The organism is Shewanella sp. BJSY2023SW005, assembly GCF_047314585.1.
GTDB classification, from domain to species: Bacteria; Pseudomonadota; Gammaproteobacteria; order Enterobacterales; family Shewanellaceae; genus Shewanella; species Shewanella algae.
In genome coordinates this window covers 82,166-96,550 of record NZ_JBKORJ010000037.1, presented here as the reverse complement: position 1 = coordinate 96,550, position 14,385 = coordinate 82,166, and the positions used below count along the sequence as shown (strand labels likewise).

Here is a 14,385-nt window from a genome sequence, read left to right as displayed (position 1 = left end):
CTATTTTCGGCCGAGTAAGGCTTGTGCTTGCGCTTCTGTCATTGGGCGCCCCAGCAGGAAGCCCTGGGCCTGATCGCAGCCCTGGGCGGCGAGGAAGTTAAGCTGGGCCTGGGTTTCTACCCCTTCTGCCACCACCTGTAACTCCAGGCTGTGAGCCAGGACTATGATGGCGCTGGTAATGGCGGCATCATCAGGATCTTTGGTGATATCACGGACAAACTCGCGGTCAATCTTCAAGGTGTTCAGCGGGAAACGCTTGAGATAGGCCAGACTGGAGTAGCCGGTTCCGAAATCATCGACCGCCAGGCTTAACCCCAACCCCTTCAGTTGATTGAGTATTTCCACTGATTCCAGCGGTTGCTGCATCACAGCCGACTCTGTCAGCTCTATCTCAAGTAGATCTGCAGCCAGACCATGCATGGCAAGAGCAACCTCTATGCTGGAAATAATGTCAGTCTGCAGCTGTTTGGCGGAGATATTGATCGCTATCGGAACCGCTTCCAGCCCCTGATTCTGCCAGCGCTCCAGTTGACTACAGACACTCAGCAGTACCCACTGACCTATGGCGTTGACCAGGCCGGTTTCCTCGGCCAGCGGAATAAACTCCGCCGGAGAAATAGGCCCCAGATCCTGGCTTTCCCAGCGCAGCAGGGCCTCCATGCCGGTGAGTTTACCGGTATGGACGCAGAATTTGGGTTGGTACAGCAGATAGAATTCGTCGCGATCCAGCGCCTGTTTCAGCCCGGCTTCCAGCTGCACATGGCGCACCGCATAGGCGTTGAGTTTAGCTGTGTAGAACTGGAAGTTATTGCGCCCCAGCGACTTGGCATGGTACATGGCGGTATCGGCAAACTTCAGCAATTCCAGTGCTTCTTCGGCATCATCCGGATAGAGGCTGATGCCTATGGATGGTGAAACATTGAGGCTGAAGTTCTCCAGTGCGAAGGGGCGTTCGAACGCCGCCAGCAGTTTTTCGGCGATAACGGTCGCCGCCTTGGTTTTTTGCAGGCCTTCGAGGATGATGATGAACTCGTCACCGCCCAGGCGGGCAACAGTATCTCCATCTCTTATCGCTTGGGTCAGTCTGGAGGAAACCGCTTTCAGCAGTTGATCGCCCACATGATGGCCCAGAGAATCGTTAATGTGTTTGAACCTGTCCAGATCCAGAAACAGCAGGGCGACCATGTTACGGTTACGGTGCGCCTGGCGCAGGGCATGATCCAGTCTGTCCTGGAACAGAGTGCGATTGGGCAGGCCGGTGAGCTGATCATAGTTGGCCAACAGGCGCAGGTCTTCCTCGGCCTGTTTGCGGTCTGTGATATCGGTAAATACCACCACGAAATGACTGGCTTCGCCCTGGCTGTTGAGCACCTGATTGACTTCCATCCATACCAGCAGCGGCTGCTTGCTGTGGGTGCGGATCTGCACTTCACCGGACCAGTGTTTTTGGTTCAGCAATTGATGCTCTATCTGCTGATAGAAGCTTCTGGCGTAGAGTCCTCGGGTCAGGAACAGGAAAGACTTGCCGGAGATCTTCTGTTCGTTGAAGCCGGTAGTGCTGCAAAACGCCGGATTGACCGAGATGATGCGGTAGTTGAGATCGCAGACCACCACAGACTCATTCATGCTTTCCAGTACCTGGGACGATAGCCGCAGCGCCTCTTCCTGGCCACGGCGCATGCTGATATCCGTGTAGGTGCCCGCCAGGCGCAGTGGTTTGCCACTACGGTCGCGTTCGACGATTTTACCGCGATCCAACACCCAGCCCCAGTGCGTGTTGCCAAGCTTGATACGATACTCGGCCTCGAAGAATTCGGCATCCCCCTGCAGGTAGCTCTCCAGTGCCGCTTGAACATGGGGCCTGTCGTCGGGATGTACCAGCGCCATCTGCCGACTGGCGTTGGTTTCCAGTGGTGCTTCCGAGCCTTGTTTGGGGCCGGTAACGAAGAAGCGATCGTCTTCCAACTGCCAGTCCCACATCCGGTCACCCGAGCCCCAGAGCGCCAGTTTCAGCCTCTCTTCAGAAAGCTGGATATTGGACTGTGTTTGCTGCTCGAGACGACGTTGCGACAGGAAACGCCTTAGCCAGAGGCCAAACAACAACAGCGCCAGTGCCAGGTAAAACAGATTAGCCAGGGTGGTGCGGTAAAAAGGGGCCGGCACTGTGAGTTTTAACAACAGTTGCTCATGTCCTTCGGGATTGTGCTGCAACTGATGGCGGGCAAACAGCCGATAGTCGCCGGGCGCCAAATTGGTATAGCTGATCTCGTGCAGCGACTGGGCCGGATGCCAACTCTTGTCCCAGCCCTCAAGGAAAAAGCTGAATCTGTGGCGTTGGGGATAGGCAAAATCCAGTGCCGTGATCTCAAAGCTTATTAACTGCTCACTGTAGGGAATCGTCAGCTCGGGTATATGGCCAAGATCCAGCCTGGGAAAATAGCTGTTGCCCAGGCGGTAACCGGCCAGGGCCAGTTTGGGTTGTTTGCGTACCTTGGGCACCTGCTGAGGGTAGAAATGGTTCAACCCATTGATGCCTCCAAACCAGATACTGCCATCCTTGTCCTGCCAACTGACATTGCCGTTGAATTCCAGCGCCTGCAAACCTTCATATTCGTTGAAGGTCAGCACCTTTTCCTTGTCGATGGCAAAGCGGCTGATCCCTGAATTACTGCTGAGCCAGAGGTCGCCGCTCTTGTCCTGCTCCATGGCATAGACGGTTTTGCCCGGTAATCCCTGATTACGGCCGAAGTGTTGCAGCTCATCCTGGCGCAGGCGACTGAGGCCACCGTGAGTGGCAAACCAGATATTGCCGTCCCTGTCTCTGAGAATATCCCGCACCATGGGATTGGCCAGGCGATCACCGCGGATGATCTGTTGTTGGCCGGTGTCGGGTTGCAGCCAGTAAGCACCATTGGTGGTGCCGACCCAGATGCCATTGTTGGCCGTGGTCAGGCTGAGGATCATCTGCGACTGTGGCCCTTCTTCAAGATACTTGTTGACAAAGTGGGCCTGGAAAACACCGGTATCCGGGTCGAAATGGTATAAAGTGTTGCCGGCACCGAGCCAGATCTGTTCATCTGGGCTGATGATCAAATCGCGAATACCGGGTTCGTTGCCCGGGGGCCGATACAGCTGCATTTGGCCGCTTTTGTTCAGTCTTATCAAGCCTTCACTGCTGGCCAGCCATAGCCTCCGGCTGCTGTCCTCGGTAATCGCCCTGATAGTGAGGTCCAAAAAGGATTCATCCTGCCCAAGTAGTTTGGCGAGCTGGCTGTTGTGGGAGAAAAATCGGCCATCTTGATCCATATGAAATAAGCCGGCCCTGTCGGTGCCCAAATACAGCAAGCCGTCGCCGGAGCGGAAAATGGCGCGGATATTGTTGTCCCGCTGGCGTTCCAGGGGTTGTTGATTGTTGTAGATATGCTCGAAGTACTGCCGGGCCAGATTCACCTTGTCTATGCCTGAAAACAGGCTGCCAATCCACAGAATACCGTTGTTGTCCTGCAGCAGGCTGTAGACATCATTATCGCTGAGGCTATTGGGATCGGATGGGTCATAGCGATAGTGCCTGGCTTGCCACTGGCCTTCTTTAAGCTGTAGCTGGATAAGCCCCGTCTGTTGGCCCCCTAGCCAGATGCCGCCTCTGCTGTCAAAGATAAACTCCAGAATGCCCCGATTGGGCGTTGGCAGCCGGTAGATGAACTCTGGGTTTTTCAGCCCGGGCGGATAACGCCAGAGTGCATCATCGATAACCAGCCACAGGGCGCCATCTTCGCTCTGGCGAGCCTGTACCGGATGACCATGTTCGGCATCGGGTAAGGGCAGGGGCTTGAGTCCTTCATTACGCAAAACCAGCAAACCATCACTTTGGGTGCCAATCAGCAGGGCATCTTTTCCTATGGGAGTCAGTACCCGGATATCGGCGCTGATATTTTGCCCCAGTGACAACTCATGCAGCTCGCCGCTGACCGTATCCAGGGCGTAGAGTCCATTGCCGCTTCCGACCCAGAGTGTCTCACCCACCAGAGTCAGGCGGTTGATTCTTTTGCTGTTGATCCCCTTGTCACGGCCAACGGGAGTGAATACTCCCGTCTGTAGATCCAGGCGGTTCAGTCCGCCGTTGAAGGTGCCTATCCACAACTGTCCCCGGCTATCCTGCAGTATGTCGGTGACATGATTATCCGACAATGTCTGGCTGTGGTAGGGGTCATGTTGAAACAGAGTAAATTCGATGCCGTTGTAACTGTGCAGCCCATCCTGGGTGCCAATCCACAAAATGCCCGCCTTGTCCTGGTAGAGGCTGGTGATGCTGTTCTGATTCAGGCCATTCATGCTGCTGACATGCTGGAATCTGAGCTGGGGCGCAGGTTCTGCCCTGAGCTCAAACAGGCAGACAGATAACAGTAGCGCGGCGAGTAGGCAGCAGATCCGAGACAAGAGGCCCTCTTTTTCAGTAGGTTTTTGATTGGTGAGAATTTATTTTATAACAGATTTCTTTTCTCAGTTTGGCAAACTTTATCGCACTTTATCCTACTTTGTTGCCCAGTTGATAACAGAAAGGAAAAAAGGCCCCGCCGGAAGGGAGGAAGCGGAGCCTTTTGGAAAGGGGGAGAGGCAATCGACAGCTGTGTTATCAACGACTGCCATCGAAAGCCAAGCTACTGTTAGAAACTGTCGTCCGGAATCCGTACTGCGCCTTCCATCAGGATGCGCGCCGAGCGACTCATGATGGCCTTGGTCACCTGCCACTGGCCGTCCTTGAATTCGGCTTCGGCGCCGACTTTCAAGGTGCCGGATGGGTGGCCGAAGCGTACCGAACTGCGCTCACCGCCGCCGGCCGCCAGGTTAACCAGGGTGCCCGGGATAGCCGCGGCCGTGCCTATGGCCACTGCCGCCGTGCCCATCATGGCGTGGTGCAATTTACCCATGGACAGGGCGCGAACCAGGAGGTCGACATCGGTTTCGGCCAGCTGTTTGCCACTGGAAACCTGATGCGCCTGTGGTTTGGCCACAAACGCTACCTTGGGAGTGTGTTGGCGGGTTTCGGCTTCGGATAGACTCTTAATCAGCCCCATGGCCAGCGCGCCGTGTGCCCTAAGCAGCTCAAAGCGAGCCAGAGCCTCGGGATCGCCGTTGATCTCCGGCTGCAATTCGGTGCCTTGATAGCCGAGATCGGCGGCATTGACGAAAATGGTCGGGATCCCGGCGTTGATTAGCGTCGCCTGAATTTTACCGCTGGGGTGTACTTCGGCGGGAACCGTCAGCTCATCCACCAGCTTACCGGTAGGGAACATGGCGCCGCCGTCTTCACCATCATCGGCGGGGTCGATAAATTCCAGCACAATTTCGGCGGCGGGGAAGGTGACGCCGTCGAGCTCAAAGTCACCGGTTTCCTGCACTTCTCCGGCGCTGACCGGCACCTTGGCGATAATGGTCTTGCCGATATTGGCCTGCCAAATCCGCACTTCGCAGATGCCGTTTTCCGGTACCCGTTCCGGGGCCACCAGACCGGCATGCAGGGCAAAGGCGCCGGCCGCGGTGGAAAGGTTGCCGCAGTTGCCGCTCCAGTCGACGAAGGGCTTATCTATGGAGACCTGACCATAGAGGTAGTCCACGTCGTGACCGGGAACCTGGCTGGCATTCATGATCACACATTTGCTGGTACTTGAGGTCGCGCCGCCCATGCCGTCTGTGTGTTTGCCGTAGGGGTCAGGGCTGCCGATGACCCGCATCAACAAGGCGTCGCGGGCCGGGCCGGGCACTCTGGCCGCCTCGGGCAGTTTGTCCAAGCGGAAGAACACTCCCTTACTGGTGCCGCCGCGCATATAGGTGGCGGGAATTTTTATCTGTGGTTTAAATGCCATGGCATTGGATCCTTTGAGATAAATATTTTTATCAGTCGGCCATAACCTTGGCTATGGCCGACTTGGTCACGCATCAAGGGCCGGCTTAAACATTGCCCTGCAAGAAGTCCTGCGCGAAACGCTGCAGCACACCACCGGCTTCATAGATGGTCACTTCCTCAGCGGTATCCAGGCGGCAGCGCACAGGTACTTCCACCGTTTCGCCATTGCTGCGATGCAGCAACAGGGTCAGGGTGGCGCCGGGTGTGCGCTCGCCGAGAACGTCGAAGGTTTCTGTGCCATCTATGCCCAGGGTCAGCCTGTCGGTACCCGGGAAGAACTCCAGCGGCAGCACGCCCATGCCTATCAGGTTGGTTCTGTGAATGCGCTCGAAGCCTTCGGCCACAATCGCCTCGACTCCGGCCAGACGCACGCCCTTGGCAGCCCAGTCACGGCTGGAGCCCTGGCCATAGTCTTTACCGGCTATGATGCACAGCGGTTGCTTGCGCTCCATGTAGGTTTCTATCGCTTCCCACATGCGTACCTGTTGCCCTTTGGGCTCGATACGGGCCAGCGAGCCCTGGATCACCTTGCCGCTGTCGTCCTTGACCATTTCGTTGAACAGTTTGGGGTTGGCAAAGGTGGCCCGTTGAGCCGTCAGATGGTCACCCCTGTGGGTGGCGTAGGAGTTGAAGTCTTCCTCCGGCAAGCCCATCTTGGCCAGGTATTCGCCGGCGGCGCTGGATGGCAGAATGGCGTTCGATGGCGACAGGTGATCCGTGGTGATGTTGTCACCCAGTACCGCCAGTGGCCGCATCCCCTTGAGCGCACGTTCACCGGCCAGGGCACCTTCCCAGTAGGGTGGACGGCGGATATAGGTGCTCATTGGGCGCCAGTCATACAGAGGGTCGACCCCATCACCGTATTCCACGGCGATATTGAACATGGGCTCATACACCTTGCGGAACTGCTCCGGCTTGACCGACGATTTGACGATGGCATCTATCTCTTCGTCGCTGGGCCAGATGTCCTTGAGGGTTACAGCGTTGCCGTTCTGATCTGTGCCTAGTGCGTCTTTCTCTATGTCGAAACGCACAGTCCCTGCAATGGCGTAGGCCACTACCAAAGGCGGCGAGGCCAGAAATGCCTGCTTGGCATAGGGGTGGATCCGGCCATCGAAGTTACGGTTACCGGACAATACCGCGGTGGCGTAAAGATCTCTGTCTATCACTTCCTGCTGGATTTTGGGATCGAGCGCGCCGCTCATGCCGTTACATGTGGTACAGGCGAAGGCGACTATGCCAAAGCCCAGCTGTTCCAGGTAAGGCAATAGCCCAGCCTCGCGCAGATAGAGATCCACCGCCTTGGAGCCGGGGGCCAGAGAGGTCTTGACCCAAGGCTTGCGTACCAAGCCTTTTTCCACAGCGTTGCGGGCGATAAGACCGGCGGCAATCACGTTGCGTGGGTTACTGGTGTTGGTACAGCTGGTGATGGCGGCGATAATCACGGCGCCGTCCGGCATCAGGCCTTCTTGCTGCTCTACCTTGCCGGCAATGCCTTTGGCGGCCAAGTCGCTGGTGGCCAAACGGGCGTGCGGGTTGGAAGGACCGGCCATGTTGCGCACCACGGAGGAGAGATCGAACTCCAGCACCCGCTCATATTCGGCGCCTTCGAGGCTGTCGGCCCACAGACCCGTGGTCTTGGCATAGTTTTCCACCAGCGCCACCTGCTGGTCATCACGGCCGGTGAGGCGCAGATAATCTATGGTTTGCTGATCGATATAGAACATGGCGGCAGTGGCGCCATATTCGGGAGTCATGTTGGAGATGGTCGCCCTGTCACCCAGGGTCAGGCTGGCGGCGCCTTCACCGAAGAATTCCAGATAGGCACCCACCACTCGCTCTTTACGCAGGAATTCGGTCAGCGCCAGCACTATATCCGTGGCGGTAATACCGGGAGCGGCCTTGCCGGTCAGCTTGACGCCGACTATGTCCGGCAGGCGCATCCAGGAGGCGCGGCCGAGCATCACGCTTTCGGCTTCCAGGCCACCCACGCCTATGGCGATCACCCCGAGGGCATCCACGTGTGGTGTGTGGCTGTCGGTGCCGACACAGGTGTCCGGGAAGGCGACACCGTCGCGGCTCTGGACCACGGGGGACATCTTCTCCAGGTTGATCTGGTGCATGATGCCGTTGCCGGGTGGGATCACATCGACGTTTTTAAAGGCCGTCTTGGTCCAGTTGATAAAGTGGAATCTGTCTTCGTTGCGTCTGTCTTCAACGGCGCGGTTTTTCTCGAAGGCATCCGCTTCAAAGCCGGGGTGTTCCACCGCCAGAGAGTGATCCACAATCAGTTGGGTCGGCACCACAGGGTTAACCTTGGCCGGATCGCCGCCCTTGTCGGCGATGGCATCACGCAGACCGGCCAAATCAACCAGTGCTGTTTGGCCGAGAATGTCGTGACACACCACCCGCGCCGGGAACCAGGGGAAGTCCAGATCCCGTTTGCGTCCGATAATCTGTTCGAGGAAGTCGTTGAGCCTGCCTGGCTCGGCGCGGCGGACCAGGTTTTCAGCCAACACCCGCGAGGTGTAGGGCAGTTTGGCATAGGCTCCGGGGCTGATGGCCTCGACTGCGGCGCGGGTATCGAAATACTCGAGGCTGGTGCCGGGCAGGGGAGTTCGGTAATTGGTATTCATGAGTTCTGTCCACTGAGAAGCAACTGCAAAAAGAGCCGGGCCCCTGCTCACTTGGGTGCCCGCTCTTGCTCATTCATCGGGCGACCGTTTGGCCGCCGGGATCAACGCTCGCTGAGAGGCGTCACCTTGCGTGGCTCAACTCCAACATAATCGGCACTCGGGCGGATAATGCGGTTGTTGGCGCGCTGCTCCATCACGTGCGCGGCCCAGCCGGTGAGGCGGGAGCAAACGAAGATGGGGGTAAACAGCTTGGTGGGGATCCCCATGAAGTGATAGGCACTGGCGTGGAAGAAGTCGGCGTTACAGAAGAGTTTCTTCTCTTCCCACATCAGGGCTTCACAGGCAACAGAAACGCGATAGAGGCGATCATCACCATATTCCTGCGCCAGCTTTTCCGACCACTCTTTGATGATCACGTTGCGGGGGTCAGACTCGCGGTAGATGGCGTGACCAAAGCCCATGATCTTCTCTTTGCGCTCCAGCTTGCCCTTGAGCACTTCGCGGGCATGGTCTTCATCGCGCATATCCTGAATCAGCTCCATCGCCGCCTCGTTGGCGCCGCCGTGCAGAGGGCCGCGCAGTGAGCCAATGGCGCCTGTTATGCAGGAATGCATGTCAGACAGGGTAGAGGCACAAACCCGGGCGGTGAAGGTAGAGGCGTTGAATTCGTGCTCGGCGTAGAGGATCAGTGACACATCCATAACCCTGGCATGCAGGGCCGATGGGGCTTCGCCGTGCAGCAGGTGCAGGAAGTGGGCGCCTATCTGGTCGTCATGGGTTTCTGTGTCTATACGCACGCCGTCATGGCTGTAGCGATACCAGTAACAGATGATGGAAGGAAATGCCGCCAGCAGACGGTCGGCCACTTCACTCTGCTCGGAGAAATCTTTTTCGGTTTCCAGGTTACCCAGCATGGAGCAACCGGTACGCATAACGTCCATAGGGTGGGCATCGGCCGGGATCCGCTCCAGCACCTCTTTCAGTGCCTGTGGCAGGCCGCGCATGCCTTTGAGTTTCTGACGATAGGCCGCCAGTTGAGTTTCGGTGGGCAGTTCGCCGTAAAGGATCAGGTAGGCCACTTCCTCGAAGCTGACGTTTTCGGCCAGATCTTTGACGTCATAGCCGCGGTAGGTCAGGCCTGAGCCGGACTTACCGACTGTGCTCAGTGAAGTTTCGCCTGCGCTTTGGCCGCGTAATCCGGCGCCGCTCAGTTTCTTGTCAGTCATAATGCATTCCCTCTTCCGTTACACTCTTGTCAATTTGTTGGCCAGCCATAGCTGGTTTGGTATGCGGTTGCCTTTTTCAGCGCTCTGGGGTGCTGTGTAGGGCGGCAACCCCGGGTGTTTCTTGGGGCAAACCCTGCAACCGGCGCGTCTGCGCCGGTCAATCATCCCTGGATTCAGCCGTTACTTTTGGCTGAACAGCTCATCGAGCTTGGTTTCGTAGTGGTGGTAGCCGAGGAACTTATACAGCTCTTCACGGGTTTGCATGGCATCGACCACATTGCGTTGATGACCGTCGGCCATCAGTGCCTGCATCACTTTCAGGGCGGCCAGGTTGGCGGCGCGGAAGGTGCTCAGTGGGTAGAGCACCATGTCGGCACCGGCTTCGGCCAGTTGTTCCTTGTTGAACAGTTCTGTCTTGCCGAATTCGGTCATGTTGGCCAGGATCGGGGCGTTGACGGCCGCCTTGAATCGACGGTACTGATCCAGCTCGGTCAGCGCCTCGGCAAAGATCATGTCGGCACCCGCCTCGATATAGGCCTGGGCGCGTTCGATACCGGCATCCAGCCCTTCCACGGCAACTGCGTCTGTGCGAGCCATGATGACGAAGTTCTCATCTGTGCGGGCATCCACGGCAGCCTTGATACGGTCAACCATCTCTTCGGTGCTGACCACGGCCTTGTTGGGTCTGTGACCACAGCGTTTCTGTGACACCTGATCTTCCATATGCACGGCGGCAACACCGGCCTTTTCAAATTCCTTGATGGTGCGGGCAATGTTGAAGGCGCCGCCCCAGCCTGTGTCTATGTCGACCAGCAGCGGCAGTTCGGTGGCCGATGTGATACGGCCGGCATCGATCAGCACATCGTTCATTGAGGTCATGCCCAGATCCGGCAGGCCGTAAGAGGCGTTGGCGACACCGGCACCGGAAAGGTACAGGGCCTGAACACCGGATTGCTCGGCCATCAGGGCGAAATAGGCATTGGTGGTTCCCACGATTTGAAGCGGCTTGGCCTTGGCCAGAGCCTGGCGGAATCTGAGTCCTGCGCTGCGAGTCATCTGTTTGCTTCCTTATATTGAGTCCAGGGCGGCATGCTCCGCCTGAAGCTGTTTGAGTCTGAGTTCGGTATTGCGCCGTCCCTGTTCGATATGACGGCGCATCAGCAAGCCGGCCAGTTCGGCATCGCGCTGTGCTATGGCTTCGACTATGCGTCTGTGCTCGGCAATGGCTTTGACCGGGCGGTTCTTATTGGTGCATTGATAGCGATACATTCTCAGCAGGTGATATAAGCCGCCGATCAGGGTTTCCTGCAGGTGCTTGTTACCGCTGGCGCGGATGATCTGATAGTGAAAGTCCACATCACCCTCTTCCTGAAAATAGGTATCGCCTTCTGCCAGCGCCGCTTCCTGACGGGCCAGCAGTTGCCACAACTGGTCGAGCTGCTCATCGGTTATCCGTTTGGCGGCCAGTTCACAGGCCATGGCTTCCAGCGTGCTGCGCAGCTCGTAGAGGTCGTTGAGCTCGGCCACTGTCATGGCGGCGACTCTGGCGCCCACATGGGGGATACGTACTACCAAGCGCTGACGCTCGAGGATCTGCAAGGCCTCGCGGGTTGGACCGCGGCTAATACCGTACTTGAGTGCCAGCGCCTGCTCGTTGATCTTGCTGCCGGGAGCCAACTCACCCTTGATGATGCTGGTCTGAATTTGCACCAGGATCTGATCCACCAGGGTACTGCTCTTCTCCGGAGTGGCTTTATCAACGCCGTTTTTGTCCAATACAGGTGCCTGAGTCACTGCTTAAGTTTCGCTCGATTGTTAACAATGGTTCGACATTAGATGTGATCTGGGTCATTGTCAACAATACCTTTACCTAGACGTAAGTCTAATATTTTGGTGTTTTTGATATTTAAGCCCTTATATAACATTGCGTTAAGTTTATTTTTTAAACTTGCTGTTAGCATGGGTTTACACTTGCTATTGCAACTATTGTCGACAATCTTGTTTTAAACAGTTTTCTTGAGGGGCGACTGATAGAATGCTCCTTGTCAGCGGCAGACAAGGAAAAGAGCGAAGCTTGTTATCCGTAGCAGTGTCCCAGACCCTGGGCCGTTAAACCGAGAGCATGAGCCACTGCCAATTAGGCGAGGGCGGTTGCCCGGAGTGAATCGTTCGAGTGAGGAGAGAGGCAAGAGTGACAAGAGTGGACAAAGCATGAGCGCAGAAATCATCAACACAGCAAAACCGAATCGGATATTGATAAGCGCCTGTTTATTGGGGCAAGAAGTACGCTATGACGGTGGCCATAACTTGCTCAATGATGCCAGAATGCAGCTATGGCAGGCCCAAGGGCGGTTTGTGCCTTTCTGCCCCGAGTGCGCCGGCGGCTTGCCGACACCCAGAGCTCCGGCCGAACAGATACAGGGACGAGTGCTGACCTGTGACGGTGAGGACGTGACAGAGGCCTTTGAGCGAGGCGCCGAGCTGGCACTGGCCAAGGCGCAGCAACAGCAAGTGGTTGCGGCCATTCTCAAGGCCCGCAGCCCTTCCTGTGGCAAAGGCAAGATTTACGATGGCAGTTTCTCCCGCCAACTCATAGAGGGCGACGGCGTGACCGCCGCCTTGCTGATGCGTCATGGCATTCAAGTGTTCAGCGAATTTGAGCTGGATGCTGCCGAGAAGTATCTGACTGAATGTGATAAAAGCGCTTGAGTCGAAATACTCAGTTTTAAAACAACAATGCCGGGCTTAGGCCCGGCATTGTTTTGTCTTGGACAATCACTGTCAGTGGCTTTTTTGTGCCAGCTTGTTGTAGTCGTCGGCGGGATGGCATTCGGCCAGCAACAGGTCTATTTGGGCATCTTTTTGTTGCCAGATGTCGTTGAGCCAGCGTTGAAACTCTACCCTGTACTCTGGCTCGCTGAAGTAGCGAACAGAATCCACCTGAGGCACGGGCAGAGCCTCGATTCGCACCACAATTTTGTGCACTTTACCCTGCATCACGGCGCCGAGAATATCCTTGGGGGCATCGGGATAAAGCACTGTCACGTTCAGCAAGGCATCAAACTGCTCGCCCATGGCTGACAAGGTGAAGGCAATGCCACCGGCTTTTGGCCGCAGCAGGTGCTTGTAGGGGGATTTTTGCCGCTGCCGTTTGTCTTCGGTAAAGCGACTGCCTTCCACATAGTTGATGATGGAGGTGGGCAAGTCTTTGAATTTTTCGCAGGAGCGCCGGGTCGTTTGCAGATCCTTGCCCCTGAGCTTGGGGTTTTTCTTCAGCTTTTCCGGGCTGGTGCGGTTCATAAAGGGCATGTCCAGCGCCCAGCAACCCAGGCCCATAATGGGAACATACAGCAACTCTTTCTTGAGAAAGAACTTCAGCATGGGGATGTTGTTGCGCAGGATATAGGTCTGCGCAGCAATATCAAAGCCACTGAGGTGGTTGCTGATCAGCAGATACCAACCATCTGGCTTGAGGCTTTCAAGTCCCTGCACATCCCATTCGACCTTGGCTATCAGGTGCAGTATGCCGCCATTACAGCTGGCCCAGGCCCACATGAACCGGTTCATTAACCGGGTCATGGCGATGCGGCCACCCTTCCAGGGCAGCAACAATTTGAACAGGCCGCCGATACACACCAGCGACCCCCAAACGGCGGTATTGATGATCAGCAAGCTCAGGCTGAGAATAAACAGCACAGGCCCGGGCAGGAAGTGCAACATCAGGAGTCCCCTTGAGAATGGTTTGCCTTGGCGGCCAATTGTTCCAGCACTTCATCCTTGTGCTGCCAGAGGGCGTTCAGCCGCTCCTGAAAGGCTTGTTTGAACTGACGATCATTGGCGTAGTCACCCCGCATCCCCGAGTCTATCTCCTTGACCTCCAAATGGAGGTAAACCTCAGGCAAACGGCCGCTGATATAGTCCCAAAAACTGGGGATCTTGCCGGGATAATAGATGGTGACATCCACCAGTTTGTGGATCTGCTCGCCCATGGCCGACAACGCAAAGGCCATGCCGCCGGCCTTGGGTCTGAGCAGGTGTTTGAACGGTGAGTTTTGCTTCTGGTGCTTGCTGGGCTGAAAGCGGGTACCTTCGACAAAGTTCATCACGCTCACCGGCTTGTGCTTGAATTTGGCGCAGGCCTTACGGGTAATTTCAATGTCTTTGCCTCTGAGTTTCGGGTTCTTTTTCAACTCAGCCGTGCTGTAACGGCGCATAAAGGGAAAGTCCAGCGCCCACCAGGCCAGCCCAAGTACGGGCACATAAATCAGCTCTTTTTTCAGGAAAAACTTGAGAAAAGGGATCCGCCGATTAAGCAGTCGCTGCAGGATCAAAATATCGACCCAGCTCTGGTGGTTGGCTACCACCATATACCACTCCTGCTCTGACAGCTCCGGAAGCTCGTCTATATGCATCTTCAGCGGATGAAGCAGCTTTTCTATGCCGCCGTTAACACTGATCCAGGCACTGGCGCAGAAATCCAAAGCGTGGCTGCATAGGCGCTGTAATGGCTTTATTGGAAGCAGTTTTATCAGGCTGCCCAGCAGAATTGGCAGGCTCCAAAACAGGGTGTTGATAACATAGCCGCTAAAGGCAAGACAACCTCGAATCAAGGACAACT

Annotated in this window: 9 protein-coding genes; 1 reads left to right on the top strand and 8 read right to left on the bottom strand. The window is 56.4% G+C overall.

All coding sequences use genetic code 11. The features are described 5' to 3' along the window. The 6 genes from ACMHXI_RS11585 to ACMHXI_RS11560 form a co-directional block, all read right to left on the bottom strand. Positions 1 to 4,437: an EAL domain-containing protein gene (locus ACMHXI_RS11585; RefSeq protein ID WP_413734984.1), complete on the bottom strand. Its 4,437-nt coding sequence runs from the start codon at positions 4,435 to 4,437 to the stop codon at positions 1 to 3. A gap of 227 nt (positions 4,438 to 4,664) precedes the next feature. Beyond that, a complete protein-coding gene (gene prpF / locus ACMHXI_RS11580) occupies positions 4,665 to 5,864 on the bottom strand; it encodes a 2-methylaconitate cis-trans isomerase PrpF (RefSeq protein WP_264920684.1) in 1,200 nt (399 codons plus the stop codon). A gap of 85 nt (positions 5,865 to 5,949) precedes the next feature. After that, positions 5,950 to 8,541 (bottom strand): Fe/S-dependent 2-methylisocitrate dehydratase AcnD, encoded by a 2,592-nt coding sequence (gene acnD / locus ACMHXI_RS11575; RefSeq protein ID WP_413734981.1) that lies wholly within the window; start codon positions 8,539 to 8,541, stop codon positions 5,950 to 5,952. A 101-nt stretch (positions 8,542 to 8,642) separates the two neighbouring features. Then, a complete protein-coding gene (prpC, locus tag ACMHXI_RS11570) occupies positions 8,643 to 9,767 on the bottom strand; it encodes a 2-methylcitrate synthase (protein WP_025889866.1) in 1,125 nt (374 codons plus the stop codon). A gap of 180 nt (positions 9,768 to 9,947) precedes the next feature. Beyond that, positions 9,948 to 10,823: a methylisocitrate lyase gene (gene prpB / locus ACMHXI_RS11565; protein WP_025889867.1), complete on the bottom strand. Its 876-nt coding sequence runs from the start codon at positions 10,821 to 10,823 to the stop codon at positions 9,948 to 9,950. Between the two features lie 12 nt (positions 10,824 to 10,835). Continuing rightward, complete coding sequence (locus ACMHXI_RS11560; RefSeq protein WP_071237707.1) at positions 10,836 to 11,561, bottom strand: GntR family transcriptional regulator; 726 nt, start codon at positions 11,559 to 11,561, stop codon at positions 10,836 to 10,838. Positions 11,562 to 11,978: 417 nt separating this feature from the next. On the opposite strand from ACMHXI_RS11560, the gene ACMHXI_RS11555 reads away from it, so the two are divergent. Next, positions 11,979 to 12,476 (top strand): DUF523 domain-containing protein, encoded by a 498-nt coding sequence (locus tag ACMHXI_RS11555; RefSeq protein WP_025889869.1) that lies wholly within the window; start codon positions 11,979 to 11,981, stop codon positions 12,474 to 12,476. 72 nt (positions 12,477 to 12,548) lie between these two features. Here the strand turns inward: ACMHXI_RS11555 and ACMHXI_RS11550 are convergent, their stop codons facing one another. Both ACMHXI_RS11550 and ACMHXI_RS11545 read right to left on the bottom strand, forming a co-directional pair. Then, positions 12,549 to 13,487, bottom strand: a complete 939-nt coding sequence (locus tag ACMHXI_RS11550) for an acyltransferase (RefSeq protein ID WP_071237709.1) — start codon at positions 13,485 to 13,487, stop codon at positions 12,549 to 12,551. Next, a complete protein-coding gene (locus tag ACMHXI_RS11545) occupies positions 13,487 to 14,383 on the bottom strand; it encodes an acyltransferase (protein ID WP_223828889.1) in 897 nt (298 codons plus the stop codon). Before ACMHXI_RS11545 ends, ACMHXI_RS11550 begins: the two co-directional genes overlap by 1 nt. Positions 14,384 to 14,385 lie beyond the last annotated feature (2 nt).

Excerpts from the sequence above, each read along its gene's own strand:
- prpF (WP_264920684.1), bottom strand. The coding sequence starts at position 5,864 with ATGGCATTTAAACCACAGATAAAAATTCCCGCCACCTATATGCGCGGC.
- acnD (WP_413734981.1), bottom strand. The coding sequence starts at position 8,541 with ATGAATACCAATTACCGAACTCCCCTGCCCGGCACCAGCCTCGAGTAT.
- prpC (WP_025889866.1), bottom strand. The coding sequence starts at position 9,767 with ATGACTGACAAGAAACTGAGCGGCGCCGGATTACGCGGCCAAAGCGCA.
- prpB (WP_025889867.1), bottom strand. The coding sequence starts at position 10,823 with ATGACTCGCAGCGCAGGACTCAGATTCCGCCAGGCTCTGGCCAAGGCC.
- ACMHXI_RS11555 (WP_025889869.1), top strand. The coding sequence starts at position 11,979 with ATGAGCGCAGAAATCATCAACACAGCAAAACCGAATCGGATATTGATA.
- ACMHXI_RS11550 (WP_071237709.1), bottom strand. The coding sequence starts at position 13,487 with ATGTTGCACTTCCTGCCCGGGCCTGTGCTGTTTATTCTCAGCCTGAGC.